Genomic DNA, 22,335 nt, shown 5'->3' on the forward strand with positions numbered 1-22,335 from the left:
TCACACGCCGTAGCGGTCCTGGAACATCGTCGCGGGTGCCTCGCCGTGCCGCGCTGTGTAGGCCGCCACGATCTCGTCCGCCACGTCCTCACCGGCCTGAAGCCGGACTAGGAACGGAACCGCCCAGTGCAGCTCGGCGGCGTCGAAGTCCTTTTCCCAGAGCGGATTGAGCCCGGTCCGCGTCTCGTCGAGCACAGCGGAGAGCGGAACCTGTCCGCCCGCGTTCACCGGATGCGGGCCCACCGAGATCGAGAAACGGGAAGCGGCGCCTGCCGGGTTGACGGCCATTTCCATGGGGTGCGGGTGGTGGCCGGGCGCCGTGCGCGCGATCACGAGGAACCGCAACGGCCGCCGTTTCGTCTTCTTCATGCGGCCATTCGAGCACGCCGCCACGGACCGAGGATGAACCGCATGACGAGCCCCGCCCTGCTGACCGCCGGCGGTGTCGTGTGCAGCCTGACGGTCCAGCTCGGACGCGGACTCGACTCCCAGGAGTGCCGCCTGGCGGTGCTCGCTAGCGGCGAGCGGCAGGGGGAGCCCGAGATGCCGCACGCGATCGCGCGCGCCATCCGCCTTTCCCGTGGCGAGCCGGAACCGGACCCGCCCTACCCTCGGCCGATCATCGGCAGCCGCGGTCAGCTGGAGGTCGTGTCGCGCGAGATCGTCGACGTTCTCGGCCAGGTCGCCCGAGGCTGGGCGTCATGACCGAGGTCCTCTTCTCCCGTGAGAACGGTTGGATCCCGCGAGTGATCCGCGAGAACGGCGAGCTCGTCCTCGAACTCGGCGCCGGAGCCGACGCCAACCATGATCCCCGCAGGTTCACCCTCCCGATCTCGGAAGCCCATTTCGCGGTGATCCGCGGCGATCTGGTCCGGCATCTGCTGCTGTGGAGCGCGATCCTGCCGCTCTGCTCGGCCGCCGGGATCCGGCGGCCGCTCGACGAACGCGCGGCGGTCGCCTTGCTGGACCCGATCCTCCTCGGGGCGCCCGCCGAAGTGGAGCTGTTCTTCCAGGACATCCGCTGGGACGTACGGCGGCTCGTCGCCCAGGGCGCGGACGTCGAACTGCTCGGGCGCGGACGGCTCTTCGCCGCGTTGGGTTCCGCGACCGAGCGGTCCGATTGGTCGCTCGTCCAGCGGTACGACGCCAACCGTGGGCGCGCCCGATGAGTTTCCCGCCGTGTTCGGAAGGACGACGATGAGGCCACTGACCTTCAGTGACGACAAGGAAAACGAGCAGAAGTGGGTGCCGGGCGGTGCGCGATCCGCGCCCGACGCGTTCCGGGAGTTCGTCGGCCGGCACCGTGCCGAAGACAACGCCACGTTCTGCATCGAGGACGAGGAGAACGAAGAGGCGCTGCTGCTCATGTACGACGCCGGCACCATCTGCCGGATCAAGGGCGCGCAGGACTCGCGGGTCGAGTACCGCCTCGTCACCAACGGCGGCGACTACCGGAGCCAGGTGGCGAACTTCGTCCGCGGGGGTTCGGCCGCGCTCGACCGCAGCGGGCCGTGGTTGCCGGACGTCGCGTCCCTCGACCGGGCGAGGCTGCGCTTCGAGTTCGACGGGTCCGTGCTCCGGCGGACCCACCCGCGCGAGCTGCGCCGTCGTCTCGAGATCCTGACCGTCATCGACGGACACGAGCCGACGACGGTCGACGGGGTCACGCACTTCGGCTTCGGCAACGGCGGCGGCGACACGGTCAACGCCTGGTTCACCGCCGACGGACGCGGCCTGGTGACGACCTTCGACCACACCAGCGCGCTCAACTTCTACGAAGACCCGCAGGCGCAGGCCGACCTGTATGACGGCGTGCCGGCGGACCTCCTCGCCATGGTGAAGGACGCGCCCGAGACGGAAACGACGCTCGAGGTCGGCGGCCTGGTGGCAGCCGGTGGCATCTTCACCTTCTCGGGACCATGCGCCATGTCGGAAGGACTGGTGGCCCGGCTGCAGGAGTCGCGACTGGACCTCGGGGAGACCGGGGTCGGCTGGTTGCTGGAAGGTCTTCTCTCGTTGGAGGACTTCACCCCCGCCGCGGTCGCGGAGGAAGTGGCGTGGTGGAGCGACGAGGACATCGAGAAGGGGTTCGCCGCGGCCCCGCGGGAACAGCCCGCGCCGTTCGACCAGGAGACGGTGGATCGCCTCTGCAAGATCTGGGCCGACTCCGGGTACAACGATCGTTGGGACGTGCACTACGTCTTCTTCGACGGCGACACGGTCGAGGACGCGGGTGAGGCGCGGGACGAGCTCCTGGCCTTGGTCCGGACACTCGGACTCGAGCGCGTCGACGCCCCGCCCGGCGCCCCCACCGGGGAAGTGTGGGTCCGCACCGACCCCCGCATCGACGCCGAGCTCGAGCGCTGGTCGTGACCTCGTCAGGGAAGGCCCCGGACTTGCCGCCCGGCGGTTCGGATGAACACGGACAAGGTTTCCTGGCTGCGTTCTTCATACTGTTTCACGGCGGCGAGATCCGGAGCTCGATGCAGGGGGAGCCGCGCGTGATCGGCCGTCGCCCCGCGTTTGCCGGATCAGTGCGCGGTCCGCTCCGTTCGCCGCGTGTTCAGCAATCCGAGCAGGTACGTGAGGGTCGAACCGGCCAAGGTGCCGGAGATCGCGACCACGCTGGTCAGCACGCCGTTCATGGCCGGGATCGTAGGATCTCCGCAGCCGCGCGGTAACCGAATCCGAGGAGAACAGTGCCGAACGACGACACCGTCGATCTCGTCAGATCGCTGGTCGATGCCACGGGAGCCGCGGTGGACGCGTACCGGGGCGGCTACTACCGCCCCGGCGACAAGCTGCCGGTGAAGATCCTCGTGCAGTTCGACCGGACGGCCGGTAAGTACGAGGTGACGTTCGAGGACACCGACGAGGATCGCTGGGCCGTGAAGCCGAAGAACTTCCGGACGATGCGCGAACAGCTGCGCCCGAAGCTCGGCTGAAAGGCGAAGACGATGGCACGAAAGCGAAAGACCCTTCCCAAGGACTTCCAGGAGATGCTGACCTCGGCATCGGTGGACGAACTCAAAGCCGTCTTCGGCAAATGCGAGATCGACGCGCGGGGCGGCTACAGCAAAGGGACCGCGATCGGCTTTCCGGAGTGCCCGGACGAGCTCGTCGTCTGGCTGACCGGGCAGGGGCTCGCCGTCGACACCCCGGACAGCTACGGCAGGACACCGCTTCACGCGCGGGCTTCCCGCGGCGTTACGAAGCAGATTCCTTTGCTGCTCTCGCTCGGCGCGGACATCGATGCGGCCGACACCTCCGGGAAAACGCCGCTTCAGGTGGCGGTCGAGAGGCTGAGGGCCGAGTCCGTGCGAGTGCTGATCGAGCACGGGGCGTCGACCGCGATTCACGACAGGCGCGGTGACTCGTTGCTGATGCGATGCCTGATCAGTACGGAAAACGCCTACCTCCGCGAGTCCGCCGAGATCGCGAAGCTGCTGCTCGACCACGGAGCGAGCATCACGGCCGAGATGCGCGAGAAGGTCGAGCGGATCGGTAGTGGCTTCGAGTTCCACCGCGAGACCTTCAACCGGGATTTCCTCGAAGAGACCGAGGCCGCGCTCAGCGAGCTGTACCGGATCTTCGAGGTCGAGCCGGTCGCGCGGCGGTCGAAGCACGACGGAGTTTCGCCGATCGTCGTGCCCGACGGATCCTGGCAGGAGCGGCACAAAGCGCTGTGGGAGCTTCTCGTGCCGTCGAGCGGTGCGGGCGCGACGGTGCAGTGCGAGGCCATCCGCGTCACCGGCCGGATCTCCGACGAGATGTTCCGCAACGGCGGGGCGAACTGGGATCGTGCCTATCGCGCGATGGCCGACGCGTTCCCGGGTTTCCTCGCGCAGGGCGAACCTCTCGGTGAGGAAGAACTCCGAGAGGCCAAGGAGATCGCCAAGCAGATCCGATCGGGCCGCGGGGCGGACGACCACCTCGATCGCTTGAGCGAACTCGCCGTCGCCTGGGTCGCGAAGAATCCGGCCCCGATCGCCTTGGGAGCGGTGGACTACACACGCTGAGGAGTGCCGGGTGCCCCCGATGAGGACACCCGGCGAGCCTCACTTCCGCAGCAGGCTGTACGCGGCGGAACCGATCAGCTCCAGCGAAACCTGAAGCCGCTCAAGGGAAACGTTGTCCTTGATGGTGTCTTCCGGCGTGTGGTAGGTCGGCTCCAGCAGCGCCGGGCCGGTTTCGCCACGCCAGCTGAAGTTGCCCGAAGCGATCCCGCGTTCGAAGAACGGCACGTGGTCGCTCGAACCGCGCGCCACCGGGCCCTTGACCCGCGGGTCGTAGCCGAGCCGCTTGGCGGCGGCGTTGACGGCCGCGGTCGTGGCGTTGTCCGCACCGTCGACCGAAAGCAGCCAGTAGGTGACGGCCGGGTCCCAGCTGGTGGCGACCATGTCGTTCTGGAAGCAGCCCGCGATCCGCTGCGCCTCCGGGTCGGACAGGTTCTTGACGTAGTGCCGCGAGCCGATCAGCCCGTACTCCTCCGAACCCCACAGCGCGAACCGCAGCGTCTTGTTCGTCGGCAGGTACCGCAGGACGCGCGCCAGCTCCAGGCAGAGCACGGTGCCGCTGCCGTCGTCGTTGGCGCCGGGGGAACCGGGGACGCTGTCGTAGTGCGCGGTCACCATGACCACGCCTTCGTCCTTGCCGGGGAACGTGGCGGACCGCTCGGCGATGACGTTGTACGACGTCAGGTTCTTGTGGTGCGTGGCCGTCGCCTTGACCGTGACCGAGCCCTTGGCGAGCCGTTCGCGCAGGCGCTCCACCTGCACCTGGGCCAGGCCCAGCACCGGGATGGTGACCGGGGTGGCGAGCGTCGGGGAGAAGGCGGACAGCTTGCGGGCCGGGTCGGCGCCGATCCGGCCGAGCAGCACGGCGTCCGCTCCGCGCTGCGCCGCCGTCAGGTACGCGTCGGCCTTGTTCGCCACGGCGGCGATCAGCACGATCTTGCCGGTCAGGTCGTCGGGCAGGGTGCTGCCGTCACCGGCGTCGACGACGACGGCCTCGCGGGTGACGTCCTGCGCGCCCTGCGGCGACGAGCCGGTCTGCCAGCTGTCACGTCCGATCGTCAGGCCGCCGAGGAACTTGTCGGCGATCGGGAACGGCTGCAACGTCACCTGGTAGCGCAGATCGCGAAGCACCTTCGCGATGTAGTCCCTGGCCCGCAGTTCGCCTTCGGTGCCGGCGATCCGGGGGCCGATCTTGTCGCTGAGCACCCGCAGATGCTCCAGCGCCCGCCGCGCCCGCACCCGCGCGATCACGGGATAGTCGCCGAAGTCCAGCGACGGCGGGAACTGCGCGCCCGGACGTTGTTGCGTGGCCGCGGCGGCGGTGCCGGGGTTCAACCCGATCGTCGCCGCGCCCGCCAGTGCCACCGCGCCCGCGAGCACCTCACGTCTGCGCAGACCTGCCATGGAACACCCCTCACTTCTCGAAGAAACTCGTCCGAGTAGCCAATAGCGCGCCGGTCACCGGAGCAACCTCCGATCGTCCCCTTTTTCCGGTTCAGCGCACGGCGGCCCGGCGGTAGGCCGCCGAGACGGCGACGACGCCGGAGACCGCCGCGGCGATCACCCCGCCGATCAGCAGCACGGTCCCGACGAAGGGCCCGAAGTCGCCGACGTTGGCAAGCCGTCCCCAGAACGACCCTTCGAGCAGCGCGCCGACGAGGATGAACGTAGGCGCGGCGACGCCGAGGAAGAGGATCCACCGGTACCTGGCGGCCAGCGTCAGCACGAGGATCCCGGTCACGCCGAGGATGAACGGGCCGGGCGGGATGTCCGGGAACCCCGGGACGCCCGAAACGATCTGGATGATCAGGCCGGCGACGCCGACGAAGAGGAAGAAGGCGTTGGCGACGGCGGCGGTGGAACGGTTCATGGCGAGCTCCTCACTGGGTTCAAGACCACTGAAGAGTCCCGCTCACGGCGGCTGGGGGCGTCGGCCCGGAAGCGGCAATCAGGCCTACGCGGTTTTGCGTACGACCTCCTGATACCAAAGAGGCCGCAGCGCGCCGCGTAAGACTTGGTCATCGCGATGTCCACCGGCTCGCGCACCTACCGCGAAGCGGCTGTCGAACTGGCGGCGTGGGCGAGGGTAACTTCGAACGGGTGAAGCCGTTGAGTCCCGACATGTTCGCGCCCGGCTGTCCGTCGAACCTGACCCCGTTCCGGATCGGCGACAAATGGGCGGGCCTGGTCGTGCAGTGCCTGGAAGAAGGGCCGCGCCGGTTCTCCGAGCTGCGGGTGCCCTTGAGGGGAGTCACGTCGAAGGTGCTCACGGAGACCCTCAGGGCTCTGGAGCGCGACGGCATGATCACGCGGACGGCGTACGACGAGACGCCGCCGCGGGTGGAGTACGAGCTCACCCCGCTCGGCCGGACGTTGTTCGAGCCGATGGAGGCGTGCCGCAAATGGGCGGCGGAGCACCTTCCGGAGCTCGTCGCCGCCCGTGAGGCGTACTCCGGCTAGCCGAGGAGGCCCAGTACGACGATCGTCAGCAGCGTGATGGCGGCGGCGAAGGTGGTCACCCAGGCGCGCTGGGCGGCGGTGATGGAGGCGTTGTTCACGGCGGTTCCCCGGGGGAGAGAAGCGACAGGTCCGCCCGGAACAGCGCGTTGATCAGGCTCCGCGTTACCTTCGAAGCGCCGGTGTGATCAAGATCACTGATCGTGCTGGTGATGCCGTTCGCGCGCGGTGTACCAGAGCACTCCGGCGGCCGCCGCCACCATCGCGCCGAACGCCGAGAACCCCACCACGATCGCCTGCGTCATCACTCGTCCTTTCTCGTTGTGTCCCTACCGGGGTGACGTCCGAGAAGCGGGGTTGTGGCGCGGTCGTAGCGGACGTCACAGGCCGGCGAGTACCTCGTCGATCTGCGACGCAAGCGAGAAGTCCTTCTCCGTCAGCCCTCCGGCGGAGTGCGTGCTGAGCCGGAACGTCACCGTCCGCCAGCGGATGTCGATGTCGGGATGGTGGTCGGCCGCCTCCGCCAGTTCGGCCACCTTGTCCACCGCTTCGATGGCCTTGGGGAAGCTCGGCAGCTTCGCCGTCCGCTCGATCGTCACGCCGTCACGGGTCCAGCCGGAGAGCTTGGTCACGGCTTCGTCGGCCTGCTGGTCGTTCAAGATTTCCGCCATGACTCCATGGTGGTACGCCGTCGGCTACGCTGCACGTTTGCCACGGGTCCCCCCTTGAAGAACGCAGGAGGCTAGATGAAACGCGCCCTCCGCACGGTCGTTGCGGCTGGCACGGTGGCCGCCCTCGTCGCGGGCTGCTCGCTCTCCGGGAACACGGGGAACGACCCGCAGGCGCCGGCGACGGTCACGCTCGTGACACACGACTCGTGGCTCGCGCCCCAGGACGTCCTCGACGCGTTCGAGCGGCAGTCCGGGATCAAGATCTCCGTGCTCAAACAGGGTGACGCGGGCGCGCTGACCAACAAACTGGTGCTCACCAAGGCGAATCCGATCGGTGACGTCGCGTACGGCATCGACTCGACGTTCGCCTCGCGGGCGCTCACCGAGGGCGTTTTCGAGCAGTACACCAGCCCGGAAGCGGATCGCGGCCCGCAGCGCTACTCCGTCGACCCCGGCCACCGGCTCTCCGCGGTCGACCTCGGCGACGTCTGCGTCAACATCGACACCCGGTACTTCGTGGACAAGGGGATCCCGGAGCCGAAGTCGTTCGCGGATCTGACCGACGCCAAGTACAAGGACCTGATGGTCGCCGAGAGCCCAGCGACGTCGTCGCCGGGGCTGGCCTTCCTGCTCGGCACCGTCGCCCAGTTCGGCGAGCAGGGCTGGCAGGGGTACTGGACGCAGCTGAAGGCCAACGGGCTCAAGACGGTCAGCGGCTGGGAGGAGGCCTACTCCAAGGAGTTCTCCGGCTCCTCGGGCAAGGGCCCGCGTCCGATCGTCGTCTCCTACGCCTCCTCGCCCGCCGCCGAGATCGGCGACGACGGCAAGCCGCGGACGAAGGCGCTGCTGGACACCTGTTACCGCCAGGTCGAGTACGCGGGTGTGCTGGCGGGCGGCAAGCAGGTCGAGAAGGCCCGCAAGGTCGTCGACTTCCTGCTGTCGCAGCAGTTCCAGGTCACCGTGGCGAGCAACATGTACGTGTACCCGGCCCGTCAGGGGGTCGAGCTCCCGCAGGGCTGGGCGCAGGCCGCGCCGCTGCCGCAGCAGCCGAAGACGCTCGACCCGGCCAAGATCCAGGCCGGGCGCGAGCAGTGGATCGCGCAGTGGCGCACGCTACTCGAAGGCTGAGTTCCTCAAGGCCGACTTTCCGAGGGACCGGGCTGGCCGCGCTCGCCGTGCTGCCGCTCGGTTTCCTCGTGGTGTTCTTCGCCTGGCCGGTCGCGGCGATCATCGGCCGGGGCTTCGGCTCCGGCGGCGTCGGCACGGCCATCGGGGACCCACTGACCTGGAAACTCGCCGGATTCACCGTCGCCAGCGCCGGGGTTTCGACGATCGTCGCGGTGCTGGCGGGGCTGCCGGTCGCGTTCCTGCTCGCGCGGGTGCGGCTGCCGGGGGTCTCGCTGGTCCGGACGCTCGTGCTGGTGCCGTTCGTGCTGCCGACCGTCGTGGTCGGTCTGGCGTTCCGCGCGCTCTGGCCCGATGGCGGACTGCTTCCGTTGGTGCTGGCCAACGCCTTCTTCAACGTCGCCGTCGTCGCGCGCACGGTTTCCGGGCTGTGGAGCCATCTCGACCCGCGCACGGTGGACGCGGCCCGTGCGCTCGGCGCGTCGCCGTGGCGGGCCTTCCGTTCGGTGACGCTGCCCGCGCTCGCGCCGGCCGTCGCGTCCTCGGCCGCGGTGGTCTTCCTGTTCTGTGCCACCAGCTTCGGGGTCGTGCTCATCCTCGGCGGGGCGAAGTACCGCACGCTGGAGACCGAGATCTACCTGCGCACGGTCGAACTGCTCGACCTCTCCGGCGCGGCCGCGTTGTCGCTGGTGCAGTTCGCCGCCGTCGTCGCCGCGCTCGTCGTGGGCGCGCTCGCGAGGCGGCGCCGGGAGAACGCGGTGCGGCTGCGTTCGCGGAGCGAAACCGCGCGGAGGCCGAGGGGCGGCGAGTGGTGGGCGGTGGCCGCCGGGCTCGCGGTGATCGCGCTCCTGATGACGCCGATCGTGGCGCTGCTGGTCGAATCCGTGTCCACTTCGGACGGTTGGAGCCTCGCCGGGTACGAAGCGCTCGCCGGACAAGGCTCGCGTAACGCGCTCCAGATCTCGGGCTGGGACGCGGCGTCGATGTCGCTGCGGACGGCGTTCGACGCGACGACGCTCGCGATGATCGTCGGGGTGCTGGCCTCGGTCGTGCTGGTGGCGCTGCGCCGCACGCCCGGCAGGCTGGCGCGGGGGATGGGCGAGACGATGGACGCCGCGCTGATGCTGCCGCTGGGTGTTTCCGCGGTGACCGTCGGTTTCGGTTATCTCGTCACGCTCGACGCGCTGCCGGGCGATCTGCGGACGTCGCCGCTGCTGGTGCCGCTCGCACAGGCGCTGGTGATCATCCCGCTGATCGTGCGGATGGTGCTGCCGGTGCTGCGGTCGGTCGACGTCCGGCTGCGGCAGGCCGCGTCGACACTCGGCGCGAGCCCCGGCCGGGTGTGGCGCGAGATCGATCTCCCGCTGACGGCGCGTTCGCTGGTCGCGGCGGCCGGGTTCGGCTACGTGGTCGCGCTCGGCGAATTCGGCGCGACGAGCTTCCTGGCCAGGCCGGACGCGCCGACGCTGCCGGTCGCCGTCGCGACGCTGATCTCGCGGCCGGGGGAGCTGAACAACCAGATGGCCTACGCGGCCTGCGCGCTGCTCATGATCGTGACCGTGGTGGCGGTGGTGCTGATCGACCGGTTCGGCGCGGTCCGCGGGCAGAATTCGGTAGGGGAGTTCTAGTGTCGCTGTCGGTACGGGATCTGACCGTCCACTATGGATCCTTCGCGGCGGTGAAGGACGCCCGGCTGGACATCGCCGACGGCGAGGTGCTGGCGCTGCTCGGCCCGTCCGGTTCGGGGAAGTCGACACTGCTGCGGGCGATCACCGGGCTGGAGCCGCTGACGTCGGGCACCGTGCGGTGGGACGGCGAGGATCTCGCCGGGGTCCCGGTGCACCGGCGGGAATTCGGGCTGGTCTTCCAGGACGGCCAGCTGTTCCCGCACAAGGACGTCGCCTCGAACATCGCGTTCGGCCTGCGGATGCACGACGTGCCGCGCGCGGAGCACGCGGACCGCGTCCGTGCGCTGCTGGAGTTGGTCGGGCTCGTCGGCTACGAGCGGCGGAGGGTGACCGAGTTGTCCGGCGGGCAGGCTCAGCGCGTCGCACTCGCCCGTGCCCTGGCTCCGGAGCCGCGGTTGCTGCTGCTGGACGAACCACTGTCCGGTTTGGACGCCGGACTGCGGGAACAGCTGGCGATCGACCTCGCGGCCCTGCTGCGGCGCAGCAAGATCACCGCGCTGCTGGTCACGCACGATCAGGAAGAGGCGTTCACGCTCGCCGACCGCGTCGCCGTGCTCGAAGACGGCGAGATCCGGCAGGAGGGCGCGGTGCGCCGTGTCTGGCGGCAGCCGGTGGACGAGGGCGTGGCACGGTTCCTCGGCGTGACCACGTTCGTCGACGGCGAAGCTTCCGGTGGTGTGGTGCGGACTTCGCTCGGCGAGGTCGCTCTGCCCGACGTCGAGGACGGCGCGGTGCGGCTGGGGCTGCGGCCGCACGGGCTCCGCGTGGCTCCGGACGGCGTCGAAGGCGAGGTCGTCGCGGTGGTGCACCGGCGGGAGCACGTCCGGCTCGTGGTCGCGCCCGGCGGCGATCTGTCCACAGTGGACGCGGTCGCGCCGGTGACCGCCGACCTGCGTCCCGGGGACACCGTCCGGCTCGCTCTGGACCCGGACGGCGTCGCCCAACTCCGCGTTTAGTCCTCTGGATGCGAACTCCGCGTTTAGTCCTCTGGATGCGGTAGGCCGGCTGAATGCGGTAGTCCTGGCCGAAACCTGCGGTTTTCCGCAGTGTCCGCGGGGTTCGGCCGCCATACCGTCGTCTCCATGCTCCTGAAGACGATCTTGTCCTTCGTTCTCGCGGTCGTTCCGGCCGCCGCACCGGCCACGCCGGACATCCCGGTCGCCGAGTTGCGCGGCAGGCTCACCGCCCTCGCCGACGGCCGGGACATCACCGCCGGGCTGATCCACGTCCGGAACGGCACCCGCCAGTGGTCGGACGCGGTGGGCGTGCGCGATCTGGCCTCCGGCACGCCCGCCGTCGCCGGCGGTCATTTCCGGATCGGCAGCGTCACCAAGACCTTCGCGGCCACCGTCCTCCTGCAGCTGACCGACGAGGGACGGCTGGCGCTCGACGATCCGATCGAGCGCCACCTGCCCGGTGTCGTGCCCGACGGCGGTCGCGTCACCGTCCGGCACGTCCTGCAGCACACCAGCGGCCTGCACGACTACATGAGTGAACCCGGGTACTCGACCAACCGCTGGCGCGCCGATGCCCGCTTCGACGACTACACGCCTTCGCAACTGCTGAAGGTGGCGTTCGCGAAAGGCCCGGACTTCGAGAACCCGGGCGAGTCCTGGCATTACTCGAACACCAACTACGTCGTCGCCGGTCTGCTGATCGAGAAGCTGACCGGACGCCCGTACGGCGAGGAGGTGACACGGCGGATCCTGCGCCCGCTCCACCTCACGCACACCAGTGTCCCGGGCCACCGCTCGTCCTTGCCCGTTCCGCACGCCCGCGGCTACGAACCGCTGCCCACGACCCCTCCGTCGATCGTGGACGCCACCGACATGGATCCCTCACTGGACTGGGCGGCCGGTGAGATGGTCTCCACCACTCGCGACCTGACCACCTTCGTCACCGCCCTGATCGAGGGCAGGCTGACGAGCCAGGCGAGCCTGACGGAGATGCGGCGGATGAGGGAAGCGGTCCCGCTGTTCCGGTACGGCCTGGGCTTGCAGGAGTTCGCGATCCCTTGTGCGACCGGCCCGAAACCGGTGTGGGGGCACACGGGACAGCTGATCGGCTATCTCACCGTCGCCTTCACCGACGGGAAGGGCAAGTCGCTGACCCTGTCCCTCAACCCGCACGAGCGGGACCCGTCCACCGAAGCCGTGGTCTCCATGGCGACGGCCGTCTTCTGCTAGCACTTAGTCCTCTGAATGCGGTACTTGCGCGTGCAAGGACCGCATTCAGAGGACGAAACGCGAGGGGAGGGGGTCAGCCGTCCCGGGTGGTCAGGCGCGCGTAGGCGATCGAGAGCCCGATGACGATGTAGCAGGCGGCCCGCAGGGCGCCCTCGCCGAGCATCGACAGGTCCAGCGGATCCATCAGCACCGCGGCCGGAGCCTGCGCCCAATCCTTGTTGAGCAGGAACGGATGCAGCCACGAGACCGCGTCCAGGAAGCCGAGGATGGTGAACACGATCGTGCCGGCCAGCACCGAGGCGACCACCAGCATCGGATGCTCGGTGAACGACGAGATCGCGAGCGCGACCGCGCCGACCGCCCACAGCTGCAGGGTGATCCACAGCGCCACCACCAGCAGCCTGCCCAGCGCGTCCCACACACTCAGCGTCGAGCCGGTGAGCGTGAACATCGAATCGGCACCACTGACGATCAGCCCCGTGGCGAATCCGGTGAAGGTCATGGCCAGCACCGCGATCAGCGAGACGGTGGCGACGCCGAACGCCTTGATCGCCAGCAGCCTGCCCCGGCCGACCGGCGCGATGAGCCAGCCCCGCAAGGTGCCGTGCGCGGTCTCACCGGCGATCGCGTCCGCCCCGGCCATCGCCGAAGCGAGCGGCAGGAGTAGCGCCAGGGTCATGGTCAGCGCCGCGACCGGCAGGACGAACCCGTTGTTCATCGCGGAGGCCAGCAGTGCGCCGTCCCGGCCGCCTTCCGCTTCGGACGCGTCGACCAGCGTCAGCGCGACCCCGATCACGATCGGGATCAGCGCGAGCAGGCCCAGTACGGCCAGCGTGCGGGGGCGCCGGAAGATCCAGCGCAGTTCGGCGCGATACAGCCGGAGCAGGCCGATGCTGTCCCGGCCGGTCCTCGCCGCGGGTGCCGCGGCCAGAGCGTGGGTCACGACTCCCCCTCACCGTCTACAGTGGACTCCGGCTGGGTCAGCCGGGCGAACAGGTCTTCCAGGCCGGTCCGGGCCCGCGCCGCCTCGTGCACGGCCACCCCGGCCGTCACCAGATGACGCAGTACGTCGGGCGCCTCGGCGGCGGTGAGGTCCACGCGGACGCCGTCCGGGGTGAGCCTGCTGCCGATCCTGTTCTCCCGCAACGTCTCCACCGCGAGTTCGGCGTCCGGCGTCCGCACCAGCAGCGCCGCGTTCCCCGACTCCAGCAGTTCCGAAAGCTCGCCCTGGGCGATCACGTTCCCGGACTGGAGCACCGCGACATGCGTACAGGTCGCCTCGACCTCGGCCAGCAGATGCGACGACACCAGCACGGTGACACCGTCGGCGTGCAGTTCGGCGATGATCCGGCGGATCTCCCTGGTGCCCGCCGGGTCGAGGCCGTTGGTCGGCTCGTCGAGCACGACCATCCGCCGCGGCACGAGCAGCGCGCTCGCCAGCCCCATCCGCTGCTTCATCCCCAGCGAGTACCCCTTGTAGCGCCGGGTGGCGGCGTCGGTCAGGCCGACGCGCTCAAGCGCCGCGTCGACCGCTCCGGGGATCCCGGCCGAGGCCAGCCTCGGTTCGGCCGCGGCCACGCGCAGCAGGTTCTCGCGCCCGGAGAGAAAAGGGTGGAAACCCGGTCCTTCGACGAGCGCGCCGACATCGGGCAGCGCGTGCGCCGCCTCGTCGGGCATCTTCCTGCCGAAGAGTTCGACCTCGCCCTCCGTGGGCCGCACGAGACCGAGCAGCATCCGGATGGTCGTCGTCTTGCCCGAACCGTTGGGGCCGAGCATCCCCAGCACGGCGCCTTCGGGAACGTCGAGATCGACGTGGTCCACGGCCACCGTGCGGCCGTAGACCTTGCGCAGGCCCCTGGTGCGGGCCGCCATGGGTACCGCCGGAGCGGACGCCTCCTGGGAGGCGTCCGTCCCGGCTTCGAAAGTGGTGGTCACTTCGCGGCCAAAGCCTCGAAGAGGACCTGCTCCGGCACCGCGCCGACGGCGTAGCGGCCGTCGTCGGTCAGCACGCCGCTGCCGACCTTGGTGGTCACCAGCCAGCCGCTGCCCCAGGCACCGCTGACCGGCTTGGCGAACCGCGAAAGCAGCGCCTTCGGGTCGACCTGGCGGCCTTCCTCGTCCTTGGCCTGACCGGCCTTGGTCAGCGCGTCGGCCGGGATCTTGCCCGTGATCGCGGTGTCCCAGCCGTCGCCGACGACCTTGATGTCGGACTTCGCCTGCTCGGCCAGCTCACGGTTCTTCGGGTCGACCTCAGCAGTCTTCTCGGTCACCTTCGCGCCCTTCGGCGGGGTGAACTCGAAGTTCGACGCGGGCTGGGCCGCGAAGTTGATCTCGCTGAACGAGACCTCCAGCGCCGGGGACGAAGTGCCGTTCGCCAGCACCGTGACCCGCAGTGGAAGCCGGGTCTGGTCGTCGATCGCGACGCGGATCTCGCGCAGGAGCGTCCGCTCGGTCGGCTTCGGGGTCAGCACCAGTTCGTACGCGGACCGGTTCGCCACCGAGGCCGTCCCGCTGACGGCGATCGTGCTGCTCTCGCGCACCTTGCCGAGCAGTTCCGACGCCACCGTGGCCGGGTCGACGTCCTTGCTCTTCTCCTGGTGCTCCTTGGCCAGCCCGTCCGGGATGGTCACCTTGGTGGCCGAGTTGTCCTTGGAGCTGTACTCCCAGACGGTCTGGCCGTTCCGGACGATGGTCTGCTGGCTGGAGCCCTCGGTGAGCGAGACCTTGCTCTTGCCCGCCCCGTCGGTCGAAATCTGCGCCGAGTCGACGTCGAGCGCCGAGACGCCGGGCAGGGTGCTGCCGACCTGCGGCAGGCCGAGGTCGTTGCTGACCTTGACCTTCCCGTCGAACGCCGACGGCTTCGCGTTGAGCGTCGACTGCACCAGCTCTTCGGCGCTGATCTGCGGCAGGACGGGCGCGTCGCCCGCGGTGGCCGGCATCGCGACGACGGCGAGGCCGCCGACACCGAGCGCCGTGCCCACCACCGCCGCGGTGATGGCCTTCCTCTTCGGATCCATGCTGTCTCTCCCTGTTTCCCCGAACCCCAGTGTGCTCGGGTCTTGGCGACAACGCTTCCCCGGAAACGCTGAGATACCACTCAGACTCCGCCTCCCCGGCTGAGATGGCGCTGAGAGGTCGCGCGTGAGCTGGTGAAAGCGTGAATGATGAAGAGCGTGAAACCTCGAGTACTGGTGGTCGACGACGAACCCGGCGTGCGCAAGGCGTTGCAGCGGGGGCTGCGCGCCGAGGACATGGACGTGGTCACCGCGGCCGACGGGCCCAGCGGCCTGCGGCTCGCGCAGACGGGCTCCTTCGACGTCGTCCTGCTCGACATCATGCTTCCGGGGCTTTCCGGCTACCGCGTGCTCGAACGGCTGCGCGCGCTCGGCGTCACCACGCCGGTGCTGATGATCTCGGCGAAGGACGGCGAGGTCGATCAGGCCGACGGCCTCGACCTCGGCGCCGACGGATACCTCGTGAAGCCGTTCTCGTTCGTCGTGCTGGTCGCGCAGGTGCGCGCGGTGCTGCGGCGGGCGTCGCCGGACGGGACCCGCGGGCCGCTGCGCATCGGCGCGCTCGAAGTCGACCGGAGCCTGCGGCAGGTCCGCTACGACGGCGTCGACGTCGCGTTCAGCCCCCGTGAGTTCGCCCTGCTGGAAGTGTTGGCCGGCCGGGCCGGAACGGTCGTCACCAAGGACGAACTGCTGCGCGCGGTCTGGGGCGACGAGCAGGCCGCGACCCGCAACGTCGTCGAGGTCTACGTCGGCTACGTGCGCCGCAAACTCGACGCGGTCGGCGCGGGCGCCCTGGTCAGGACCGTGCGCGGGCACGGATACCTGGCCTCGGATCCGCAGCTCGACGAAGTGATCGCCCCGGCGGGACAGGGGTGATCGGCTCGCCGTCTTGGTGGCGCCGCCGTTCGCTCCAGGTCCGGATCACCCTGCTCGCGGCCACCGTCACGCTCGGCTTCCTGCTCGGGCTGGCGGCGGTCGCCGGGGACAACCTGCAGCCGCTGCTCATCGGTTCGGTCGACGACGAGCTGAGCGCTCAGCTGGAGACCGCGAAAGCCGACGTCTCGGCCGGGCGGACACCGTCGGGGTCGGCGGTCACCGTCCGCGTCCTCGACACCGCGGGCGGCCCGGTGGACGGCCTGCCGCCGTCGAACCTCGGTCCGACGGAGATCCGCGCGCTGAAGGCGGGCGAATCGATCACGACCGGCGGCGAGCACAGCTGGCGCTGGGTGGGCACGGTCGTCACCGCACCCGACGGTCAGCAACGGCTCGTCGTCGCGGGTGCGGGCCTGGTCGGCTTCGCGACGGCCGTGCACTCCGGCGGGTTGTGGCTGTTCGTGGTCGCGTCGGTCGGCGCGGTGGGCGCGGGGATCGCGACGTGGCTGCTGGTGCGGTTCGCCCTGCGGCCGGTCGCGCGGATGCGCGGATCGGTCCGGGCGCTCCCGCCGGGCGCGCGGCTGCCGCTGCCGGATTCGCACGACGAACTCCGCGCGCTGGCCGAGGAGTTCAACGCGTTGCTGGCACGGCAGGAGGAGGGCGCCGACCGGCTCCGCCGGTTCACCGGGGACGCCGCGCACGAGCTCCGCTCGCCGGTCGCGTCGATCCGTGTGCAGGCCGAGGTCGCCGTCGCCAACCCCGATCCCGACCTCTCGCAGGAGACGCTTTCCGACATCCTGGAGGAGTCGGAACGGCTTTCCGCGCTGCTGGACGGGCTGCTCGCGCTGGCGAGGTCGGACGCGGGGGAGGTCCCGCCCGCGGAACCGGTCGAGCTGGTGAGCGAGGTACGGGCCGCCGTCGCGCGGATGCCCGCCGACGCGCCCGAGATCCGGGTGAGCGGCACGGTCGGAACGGCGTGGGCACTGGCCACGCACGCCGAAGTCGAACTGGTGCTGAGCAACCTGCTGCGCAACGCCTGCCGGTACGCGCGGAGCGAGATCGTGGTGTCGGTGCTCGCGGCGCGGTCCACCGTGCGGGTGGTGGTCGACGACGACGGGCCGGGCATCGCCCCCGAACACCGGGACCGCGTCTTCGACCGCTTCTACCGCGTGTCCGACTCGCGGGCGCGATCCTCCGGCGGCACCGGACTGGGGCTGGCGATGGTCGCGGAGGCCGTCCGTCGCCGGGGAGGCCGGGTCCGGGTCGGCGAATCGCCCGACGGCGGGGCGCGCTTCCAGATCGTCTGGCAGGCGGCGCGCGGTCAGTAGGGTGTGCCGCGTGGTGATCGTGGGCGCCGCCATCGTGCGGGACGGACAGTTGCTGGCACAGCAGCGGGCTTGGCCCGCCGACCACGCCGGGCAATGGGAGCTGCCGGGCGGGCGCGTTGAGGACGGCGAAAGCGACCAGGCCGCCCTGGCGCGGGAATGCCTGGAGGAACTGGACGTCGCCGTGACGGTCGCGGGCCGGGTCGGCGAAGACGTGCCGCTGCCGAAGGGGAAGGTGCTGCGGATCTACGCCGCTTCGCTGGTCAGCGCGGGGGACGAGCCGCGGGCGGTCGAGCACAAGGACGTCCGGTGGATCTCCGCGCGCGAACTCGACGACCTCGACTGGCTGCCCGCCGACCGGATCCTCCTGCCCGCCCTGCACGCCCTGCTCACAAGTCCGTGAAGGCCTCCTTCCCTACCCTCAAGGTAGGGAAGGAGGCCTTCACGGAACTTCAGCCGGCGCCGATGAGCCGCAGCGCCGACTGCAGCCGGTGCTCACCCCGCTCCGCGGCCCGGATGGCACCCGCTTTGCGCACCTGCTCCAGCTCACCGGGGTCGGCCAGCAGCGCCAGCGCGCGCTCCCGCACCGGCCGCAGCTCCTCGATGAGCGCCTCGGCGACGGCCTCCTTCACCTGGCCGTAGGAGTCGAACCGGTCCGCGAGGACCTCGGGCTTCTCGCGGGTGCACGCAGCGAGGATGTCCAGCAGGTTCGCCATCCCCGGACGGGTCTCCGGCGCGTAGGCGGGCTTCGACCCGCCGTCGGTCTTCGCGCGTTTGACCTTCCGCCGGACCTGGTCGGGCTCGTCGAGGACGAAGATCACCCCGGCCTCTTCCTTCGTCGACTTCGACATCTTCCGCGTGGGCTCGGCCAGATCCATGACCCGCGCGCCGGCGGGCGGCACCACCGCCTTCGGCATGGTGAACACGTCGCCGTAGGTGGTGTTGAAGCGCTTCGCCAGCGTTCTCGCCAGCTCGACGTGCTGCCGCTGGTCCTCGCCGACCGGGACCTCGTCCGCGCCCTGCAGCAGGATGTCGGCCGCCATCAGCACCGGATAGGTCAGCAGGGAGAGCCGGACCCCGGCGCGGCCCTTCGACTTCTCCTTGAACTGGATCATCCTGGCGGCCTCGCCGTAGTTGCAGGTGCACTCCAGGACCCAGTTGAGGGCGCCCAGCTCACGCGCTATGTCGGACTGCACGAACACGCGATCCGGCTCGATCCCGGCCGCGATCAGCACGGCCAGCTGCTCCGACGCCATCGAGCGCAGTTTCGACGGATTGTGCGCGTTCGTCATGGCGTGCAGGTCGGAGACGAAGTACAGGTCGTCCGGCCCGCCCTCGTCGGCCCACCGCCGGATGGCCCCCAGGTGGTTCCCGACGTGGACGTGGCCGGACGGGGTGATCCCGGACAACCTGATCATCTGCCTTCTTCCTTCCGGATTCGGGCCGCCCCAGGGTCCGGGCACGAAAAAGGCCGCCCGGTGGGGCGGCCTGGTGGTGCGCTCGTCTGGTTCAGCGCAGGACTGCGGGGCCGCCGGAGGGCGGCCACCACTGGGCGTTCTGCGCGCGCATGCCGACGATCGTACCGCAGCCCGAAAAGGAAGGGCAGATCACTCATTCCGGGCACCGCGCGTCAACACTTCATATCAGCCCGGCCAGTACGTCCGTCATATTGGAGATCCGGGTCTACCTTCAACTCATGTTTGTCGTCCTGCTGACCTACACCGCGCCCATCGAAGAAATCGACTACGTGCTGCCCGATCACGCCGACTGGCTGACCAAACAGTACGAACACGGCAATTTCCTCGCCTCCGGCAGGCGCAACCCGCGCATCGGCGGCGTCATCATCACCAAGCCCATGGCCAGGGGAAAGCTGGACGCGATCCTCGCGACCGACCCCTTCTCGATCAAGCACATGGCCACCTACGAGGTGATCGAGTTCTCGCCAACCCGTACCGCGCCGGAACTGCGGGCCATCAACGAGGCGGTGGTGCACTGACGATCTACTAAGCGGCCTTCGCGATCTTCGTTTTCGCCTTTTTCAGTGCGAGAACGGGGCATTTGCCGCACCGTGACTTCGACCGGCAGCATTTCTTCTTGACCTTGCCGGACTTCATCCATTTGCGCACGAGCTTGTGCGGGTCGTCGGGTAGTTTCTTGCCCACGCGCGCTCCTTCTCCGACCGGTGTCGGCGACCTCTACACGTTAGGTGAGCCTAACCGATCTGGGGGCGTGGGGCTGCTCACAGTCGGGCTACAGGTATCCTGGTGTGGTCCGCGTATGGCCAAAGTCGGCCAGGCGTGTCTCGAACGCGCGAGCGCGGGCACCACACCCGAACTTGAAACCTTTGGAGCCTTCGCGTGCCCGCAGCCAGCGCCACCGCAGTCGATGCCGGCCGCTCGTCCGGCAAGACCCGGCCCGACCTGCGCAACGTCGCCATCGTCGCACACGTCGACCACGGCAAGACGACCCTCGTCGACGCCATGCTCCGGCAGTCCGGCGCCTTCGAGGAACGCGCCGAACTCGTCGACCGCGTGATGGACTCCGGGGAGCTCGAGCGGGAAAAGGGCATCACCATCCTCGCGAAGAACACCTCGATCCACCGCGAGACCGAGAACGGCCCGGTGACGATCAACGTCATCGACACCCCCGGCCACGCGGACTTCGGCGGCGAGGTCGAACGCGGACTGGCCATGGTGGACGGTGTCGTCCTGCTGGTCGACGCCAGCGAGGGCCCGCTCCCGCAGACCCGGTTCGTGCTCCGCAAGACCCTTGAGGCCGGCCTGCCGGTGATCCTGGTCGTCAACAAGACCGACCGGCCCGACGCGCGGATCTCCGAGGTCGTCGAGGAGACCCACGACCTCCTGCTCGACCTGGCCGGCGACATCGAGGACGCCGACCTCGACGCGATCCTCGACCTCCCGGTCGTCTTCGCCTCCGCCCGGTCCGGCAAGGCGAGCCTCGAGCAGCCCGCCGACGGCGCCGTGCCCGAGAGCGAGAACCTCGACCCGCTGTTCGAGACCCTGCTGCGCCACGTGCCGCCGCCCTTCGCGGACAAGGAAGGCCCGCTGCGCGCGCTGGTCACCAACCTCGACGCGTCGAACTTCCTCGGCCGTATCGCGCTGATCCGCATCCACTCCGGCAACCTGCGCAAGGGCCAGACCGTGGCCTGGATGCGCGAGGACGGCAGCATCCAGAACGTCCGCATCTCCGAACTGCTCGTCACCGAGGCGCTCACCCGCGTCCCGGCGACCGAGGCCAGCGCGGGCGAACTGGTCGCGATCGCCGGTATCCCGGACATCACCATCGGCGACACGCTGGCCGACGTCGAGAACCCCGAGGCGCTGCCCCGGATCGCCGTCGACGAGCCCGCCATCTCGATGACCATCGGTGTCAACACCTCGCCGCTGGCCGGCCGCAGCGGCGGCGACAAGGTCACCGCGCGGCTGGTGAAGGCCCGGCTGGACCAGGAGCTCATCGGTAACGTCAGCATCAAGGTGCTGCCGACCGAGCGCCCCGACACCTGGGAGGTGCAGGGCCGTGGCGAGCTGGCGCTGGCCATCCTCGTCGAGCAGATGCGCCGTGAGGGCTTCGAGCTGACCGTCGGCAAGCCGCAGGTGGTCACCAAGACGATCGACGGCAAGCTGCACGAGCCGTTCGAGCGCCTGTCGATCGACGCCCCGGAGGAGCACCTCGGCGGCATCACCCAGCTCCTCGCCGCCCGCAAGGGCCGCATGGAGCACATGGGCGGGCACGGCACCGGCCGCATCAAGCTCGACTACGTCCTCCCGGCGCGTGGCCTGATCGGCTTCCGCACCGACTTCCTCACCGAGACCCGTGGTACCGGTATCGCGAACCACGTGTTCGAGGGCTACTTCCCGTGGGCGGGCGAGATCCGCACCCGTCACTCCGGTTCGCTGGTCGCCGACCGCTCCGGCCCGATCACCGCGTACGCGATGATCCAGCTGGCCGACCGCGGCACCTTCTTCGTCGAGCCCGGCGCCGAGGTGTACGAGGGCATGGTCGTCGGGGAGAACCCGCGCGCCGAGGACCTCGACATCAACATCACCAAGGAGAAGAAGCTGACGAACATGCGTCAGTCCTCCGCCGACGTGATGGAGACGCTGGCCCGCCCGCGCAAGATGGGTCTGGAAGAGGCGCTGGAGTTCTGCTCCGTCGACGAGTGCGTCGAGGTCGCCCCCGACGTCGTCCGGATCCGCAAGGTCACGCTGGACGTCAACCAGCGCGCCAAGGAGCGCAACAAGCTGAAGAACCGCGGCTGAGTCCGCGACCGGCCAAGGTGGGTTGCGAGACCGCACTCACGTGATCGAAGCCGGAACTCGCGTGATCGGCGGCGGAACACCCCGAGTGCGGCCTCCAATCACGCGAGTCACGTCTCTGATCACGTGAGTCACGCCTTCGCTCACGCCGCCGCCCGTGAGCCCGTTCCGTGAAGGCCTCCTTAAGGGACCCAGAGTCCCTCAAGGAGGCCTTCACGGACTTCGGACCAGCCGCCCGGACCGCGAGCCGTCCATCCGATCACGCGTGCCGTCCCAACGCCGAAGGGCGCCTGCTCACTCACCGTGAGTAGGCGCCCTTCGCCGTTCCGGGCGCCGAATGCGGTCACGCACCGTATTCGATCGAGCGTCCTTCGTTAAAGAAAGGTCCTTTCCGTACAATTCCAGGGAAAGCCGATCCTCCTTTTCGGACGGTGTTCACAACACCGGAACGGACGCGGCGGATCGACGGCGGAGCGGCCGCCGGCGCCGGTTCGCCGAATGCGGATCCGGACCGTCGCGAAACAAAAGTTCCTAAACGCGTCCGGATAGGACTCGCGATCGCGATCGTTTCGGCCGTGAATCGTGCGGTGGCGAACATTCCGGCCGCCGTTCCGGAATGTTCCGGGTTTGCGGAACCGATTGCCGGAGTATCGCGCTCCGGTGCCGCCGAAAAGCCCCGGCGCGGCAGGAACCCCGAGGGGCT

The 22,335-nt window shown here is 69.6% G+C and carries 24 protein-coding genes; 15 read left to right on the forward strand and 9 right to left on the reverse strand.

What is annotated here, in order from left to right; all coding sequences use genetic code 11:
• Entirely contained in the window at nt 1-369 is a 369-nt protein-coding gene (locus DMC64_RS12575) for a hypothetical protein (protein WP_125733592.1), read from the reverse strand.
• 42 nt (nt 370-411) lie between these two features.
• Between DMC64_RS12575 and DMC64_RS12580 the strand changes: the two genes are divergently transcribed.
• The 5 genes from DMC64_RS12580 (at nt 412) to DMC64_RS12605 (ending at nt 4,019) form a co-directional block, all read left to right on the forward strand.
• Entirely contained in the window at nt 412-705 is a 294-nt protein-coding gene (locus DMC64_RS12580; protein WP_125733593.1) for a hypothetical protein, read from the forward strand.
• The gene (locus DMC64_RS12585) at nt 702-1,169 is read left to right on the forward strand and encodes a DUF6357 family protein (RefSeq protein ID WP_125733594.1); all 468 of its coding nucleotides are present in this window, start codon (nt 702-704) and stop codon (nt 1,167-1,169) included. Before DMC64_RS12580 ends, DMC64_RS12585 begins: the two co-directional genes overlap by 4 nt.
• Before the next feature lie 28 nt (nt 1,170-1,197).
• Nucleotides 1,198-2,373 carry a DUF6357 family protein gene (locus DMC64_RS12590; protein ID WP_125733595.1) on the forward strand — a complete coding sequence of 392 codons (1,176 nt, stop codon included), beginning with the start codon at nt 1,198-1,200 and terminating at the stop codon, nt 2,371-2,373.
• A gap of 326 nt (nt 2,374-2,699) precedes the next feature.
• Nucleotides 2,700-2,945: a hypothetical protein gene (locus DMC64_RS12600; protein WP_125733596.1), complete on the forward strand. Its 246-nt coding sequence runs from the start codon at nt 2,700-2,702 to the stop codon at nt 2,943-2,945.
• A gap of 12 nt (nt 2,946-2,957) precedes the next feature.
• Nucleotides 2,958-4,019 carry an ankyrin repeat domain-containing protein gene (locus DMC64_RS12605; protein WP_125733597.1) on the forward strand — a complete coding sequence of 354 codons (1,062 nt, stop codon included), beginning with the start codon at nt 2,958-2,960 and terminating at the stop codon, nt 4,017-4,019.
• Nucleotides 4,020-4,058: 39 nt separating this feature from the next.
• On the opposite strand, the gene DMC64_RS12610 is transcribed toward DMC64_RS12605, so the two are convergent.
• Both DMC64_RS12610 and DMC64_RS12615 read right to left on the reverse strand, forming a co-directional pair.
• Nucleotides 4,059-5,420, reverse strand: coding sequence for a M20/M25/M40 family metallo-hydrolase (locus DMC64_RS12610; RefSeq protein WP_125733598.1), 1,362 nt, complete (start codon nt 5,418-5,420; stop codon nt 4,059-4,061).
• Between the two features lie 91 nt (nt 5,421-5,511).
• Nucleotides 5,512-5,886, reverse strand: a complete 375-nt coding sequence (locus DMC64_RS12615) for a hypothetical protein (RefSeq protein ID WP_125733599.1) — start codon at nt 5,884-5,886, stop codon at nt 5,512-5,514.
• 251 nt (nt 5,887-6,137) lie between these two features.
• Between DMC64_RS12615 and DMC64_RS12625 the strand changes: the two genes are divergently transcribed.
• A complete protein-coding gene (locus DMC64_RS12625) occupies nt 6,138-6,476 on the forward strand; it encodes a helix-turn-helix domain-containing protein (RefSeq protein ID WP_037342472.1) in 339 nt (112 codons plus the stop codon).
• A gap of 377 nt (nt 6,477-6,853) precedes the next feature.
• Here DMC64_RS12625 and DMC64_RS12630 read toward each other — a convergent pair whose 3' ends face one another.
• A complete protein-coding gene (locus DMC64_RS12630) occupies nt 6,854-7,144 on the reverse strand; it encodes a 4a-hydroxytetrahydrobiopterin dehydratase (protein ID WP_125733600.1) in 291 nt (96 codons plus the stop codon).
• A gap of 75 nt (nt 7,145-7,219) precedes the next feature.
• Here DMC64_RS12630 and DMC64_RS12635 point away from each other — a divergent pair, with 75 nt between their 5' ends.
• From DMC64_RS12635 to DMC64_RS12650, 4 genes are all read left to right on the forward strand, one after another.
• Nucleotides 7,220-8,272, forward strand: a complete 1,053-nt coding sequence (locus DMC64_RS12635; RefSeq protein WP_125733601.1) for a thiamine ABC transporter substrate binding subunit — start codon at nt 7,220-7,222, stop codon at nt 8,270-8,272.
• Nucleotides 8,248-9,897: an ABC transporter permease gene (locus DMC64_RS12640; protein ID WP_370323811.1), complete on the forward strand. Its 1,650-nt coding sequence runs from the start codon at nt 8,248-8,250 to the stop codon at nt 9,895-9,897. The genes DMC64_RS12635 and DMC64_RS12640 overlap by 25 nt, the downstream gene beginning before the upstream one ends.
• Nucleotides 9,897-10,913, forward strand: a complete 1,017-nt coding sequence (locus DMC64_RS12645) for an ABC transporter ATP-binding protein (RefSeq protein WP_073844757.1) — start codon at nt 9,897-9,899, stop codon at nt 10,911-10,913. The genes DMC64_RS12640 and DMC64_RS12645 overlap by 1 nt, the downstream gene beginning before the upstream one ends.
• A 126-nt stretch (nt 10,914-11,039) precedes the next feature.
• The gene (locus DMC64_RS12650; protein WP_125733602.1) at nt 11,040-12,143 is read left to right on the forward strand and encodes a serine hydrolase; all 1,104 of its coding nucleotides are present in this window, start codon (nt 11,040-11,042) and stop codon (nt 12,141-12,143) included.
• Nucleotides 12,144-12,216: 73 nt separating this feature from the next.
• Here DMC64_RS12650 and DMC64_RS12655 read toward each other — a convergent pair whose 3' ends face one another.
• From DMC64_RS12655 to DMC64_RS12665, 3 genes are read right to left on the reverse strand one after another with little or no spacing between them, the layout of a single operon-like run.
• Nucleotides 12,217-13,086: an ABC transporter permease gene (locus DMC64_RS12655; RefSeq protein WP_125733603.1), complete on the reverse strand. Its 870-nt coding sequence runs from the start codon at nt 13,084-13,086 to the stop codon at nt 12,217-12,219.
• Nucleotides 13,083-14,078 (reverse strand): ABC transporter ATP-binding protein, encoded by a 996-nt coding sequence (locus DMC64_RS12660; RefSeq protein WP_037340939.1) that lies wholly within the window; start codon nt 14,076-14,078, stop codon nt 13,083-13,085. The genes DMC64_RS12655 and DMC64_RS12660 overlap by 4 nt, the downstream gene beginning before the upstream one ends.
• The gene (locus DMC64_RS12665) at nt 14,075-15,160 is read right to left on the reverse strand and encodes a DUF2092 domain-containing protein (RefSeq protein WP_125733604.1); all 1,086 of its coding nucleotides are present in this window, start codon (nt 15,158-15,160) and stop codon (nt 14,075-14,077) included. Before DMC64_RS12665 ends, DMC64_RS12660 begins: the two co-directional genes overlap by 4 nt.
• 144 nt (nt 15,161-15,304) lie before the next feature.
• On the opposite strand from DMC64_RS12665, the gene DMC64_RS12670 reads away from it, so the two are divergent.
• From DMC64_RS12670 to DMC64_RS12680, 3 genes are read left to right on the forward strand one after another with little or no spacing between them, the layout of a single operon-like run.
• On the forward strand, nt 15,305-16,033 hold the full coding sequence (locus DMC64_RS12670; RefSeq protein ID WP_037340943.1) for a response regulator transcription factor: 729 nt from the start codon (nt 15,305-15,307) through the stop codon (nt 16,031-16,033).
• The gene (locus DMC64_RS12675; RefSeq protein ID WP_125733605.1) at nt 16,030-17,358 is read left to right on the forward strand and encodes an ATP-binding protein; all 1,329 of its coding nucleotides are present in this window, start codon (nt 16,030-16,032) and stop codon (nt 17,356-17,358) included. Before DMC64_RS12670 ends, DMC64_RS12675 begins: the two co-directional genes overlap by 4 nt.
• Before the next feature lie 10 nt (nt 17,359-17,368).
• The gene (locus DMC64_RS12680) at nt 17,369-17,758 is read left to right on the forward strand and encodes a (deoxy)nucleoside triphosphate pyrophosphohydrolase (RefSeq protein ID WP_125733606.1); all 390 of its coding nucleotides are present in this window, start codon (nt 17,369-17,371) and stop codon (nt 17,756-17,758) included.
• A 49-nt stretch (nt 17,759-17,807) separates the two neighbouring features.
• On the opposite strand, the gene trpS is transcribed toward DMC64_RS12680, so the two are convergent.
• The gene (trpS, locus tag DMC64_RS12685; RefSeq protein ID WP_125733607.1) at nt 17,808-18,773 is read right to left on the reverse strand and encodes a tryptophan--tRNA ligase; all 966 of its coding nucleotides are present in this window, start codon (nt 18,771-18,773) and stop codon (nt 17,808-17,810) included.
• 278 nt (nt 18,774-19,051) lie between these two features.
• Here trpS and DMC64_RS12690 point away from each other — a divergent pair, with 278 nt between their 5' ends.
• On the forward strand, nt 19,052-19,351 hold the full coding sequence (locus DMC64_RS12690) for a YciI family protein (RefSeq protein WP_037340953.1): 300 nt from the start codon (nt 19,052-19,054) through the stop codon (nt 19,349-19,351).
• Between the two features lie 7 nt (nt 19,352-19,358).
• Here DMC64_RS12690 and DMC64_RS42955 read toward each other — a convergent pair whose 3' ends face one another.
• Complete coding sequence (locus tag DMC64_RS42955) at nt 19,359-19,517, reverse strand: hypothetical protein (protein ID WP_007028942.1); 159 nt, start codon at nt 19,515-19,517, stop codon at nt 19,359-19,361.
• 195 nt (nt 19,518-19,712) lie between these two features.
• Here DMC64_RS42955 and typA point away from each other — a divergent pair, with 195 nt between their 5' ends.
• Nucleotides 19,713-21,635 carry a translational GTPase TypA gene (typA, locus tag DMC64_RS12695; RefSeq protein ID WP_037340955.1) on the forward strand — a complete coding sequence of 641 codons (1,923 nt, stop codon included), beginning with the start codon at nt 19,713-19,715 and terminating at the stop codon, nt 21,633-21,635.
• The last annotated feature ends 700 nt before the right edge of the window (nt 21,636-22,335 follow it).

This window comes from Amycolatopsis sp. WAC 04197, from assembly GCF_003947475.1.
Classification (GTDB): domain Bacteria; phylum Actinomycetota; class Actinomycetes; order Mycobacteriales; family Pseudonocardiaceae; genus Amycolatopsis; species Amycolatopsis japonica.

Coding starts and splice junctions, on each gene's coding strand:
- DMC64_RS12630 (WP_125733600.1), bottom strand. CDS start 7,144: ATGGCGGAAATCTTGAACGACCAGCAGGCCGACGAAGCCGTGACCAAG.
- DMC64_RS12585 (WP_125733594.1), top strand. CDS start 702: ATGACCGAGGTCCTCTTCTCCCGTGAGAACGGTTGGATCCCGCGAGTG.
- DMC64_RS12610 (WP_125733598.1), bottom strand. CDS start 5,420: ATGGCAGGTCTGCGCAGACGTGAGGTGCTCGCGGGCGCGGTGGCACTG.
- DMC64_RS12625 (WP_037342472.1), top strand. CDS start 6,138: ATGTTCGCGCCCGGCTGTCCGTCGAACCTGACCCCGTTCCGGATCGGC.
- DMC64_RS12670 (WP_037340943.1), top strand. CDS start 15,305: ATGATGAAGAGCGTGAAACCTCGAGTACTGGTGGTCGACGACGAACCC.
- DMC64_RS12580 (WP_125733593.1), top strand. CDS start 412: ATGACGAGCCCCGCCCTGCTGACCGCCGGCGGTGTCGTGTGCAGCCTG.
- DMC64_RS12650 (WP_125733602.1), top strand. CDS start 11,040: ATGCTCCTGAAGACGATCTTGTCCTTCGTTCTCGCGGTCGTTCCGGCC.
- DMC64_RS12590 (WP_125733595.1), top strand. CDS start 1,198: ATGAGGCCACTGACCTTCAGTGACGACAAGGAAAACGAGCAGAAGTGG.
- DMC64_RS12605 (WP_125733597.1), top strand. CDS start 2,958: ATGGCACGAAAGCGAAAGACCCTTCCCAAGGACTTCCAGGAGATGCTG.
- DMC64_RS12615 (WP_125733599.1), bottom strand. CDS start 5,886: ATGAACCGTTCCACCGCCGCCGTCGCCAACGCCTTCTTCCTCTTCGTC.
- DMC64_RS12635 (WP_125733601.1), top strand. CDS start 7,220: ATGAAACGCGCCCTCCGCACGGTCGTTGCGGCTGGCACGGTGGCCGCC.
- DMC64_RS12575 (WP_125733592.1), bottom strand. CDS start 369: ATGAAGAAGACGAAACGGCGGCCGTTGCGGTTCCTCGTGATCGCGCGC.
- DMC64_RS12690 (WP_037340953.1), top strand. CDS start 19,052: ATGTTTGTCGTCCTGCTGACCTACACCGCGCCCATCGAAGAAATCGAC.
- trpS (WP_125733607.1), bottom strand. CDS start 18,773: ATGATCAGGTTGTCCGGGATCACCCCGTCCGGCCACGTCCACGTCGGG.
- DMC64_RS12665 (WP_125733604.1), bottom strand. CDS start 15,160: ATGGATCCGAAGAGGAAGGCCATCACCGCGGCGGTGGTGGGCACGGCG.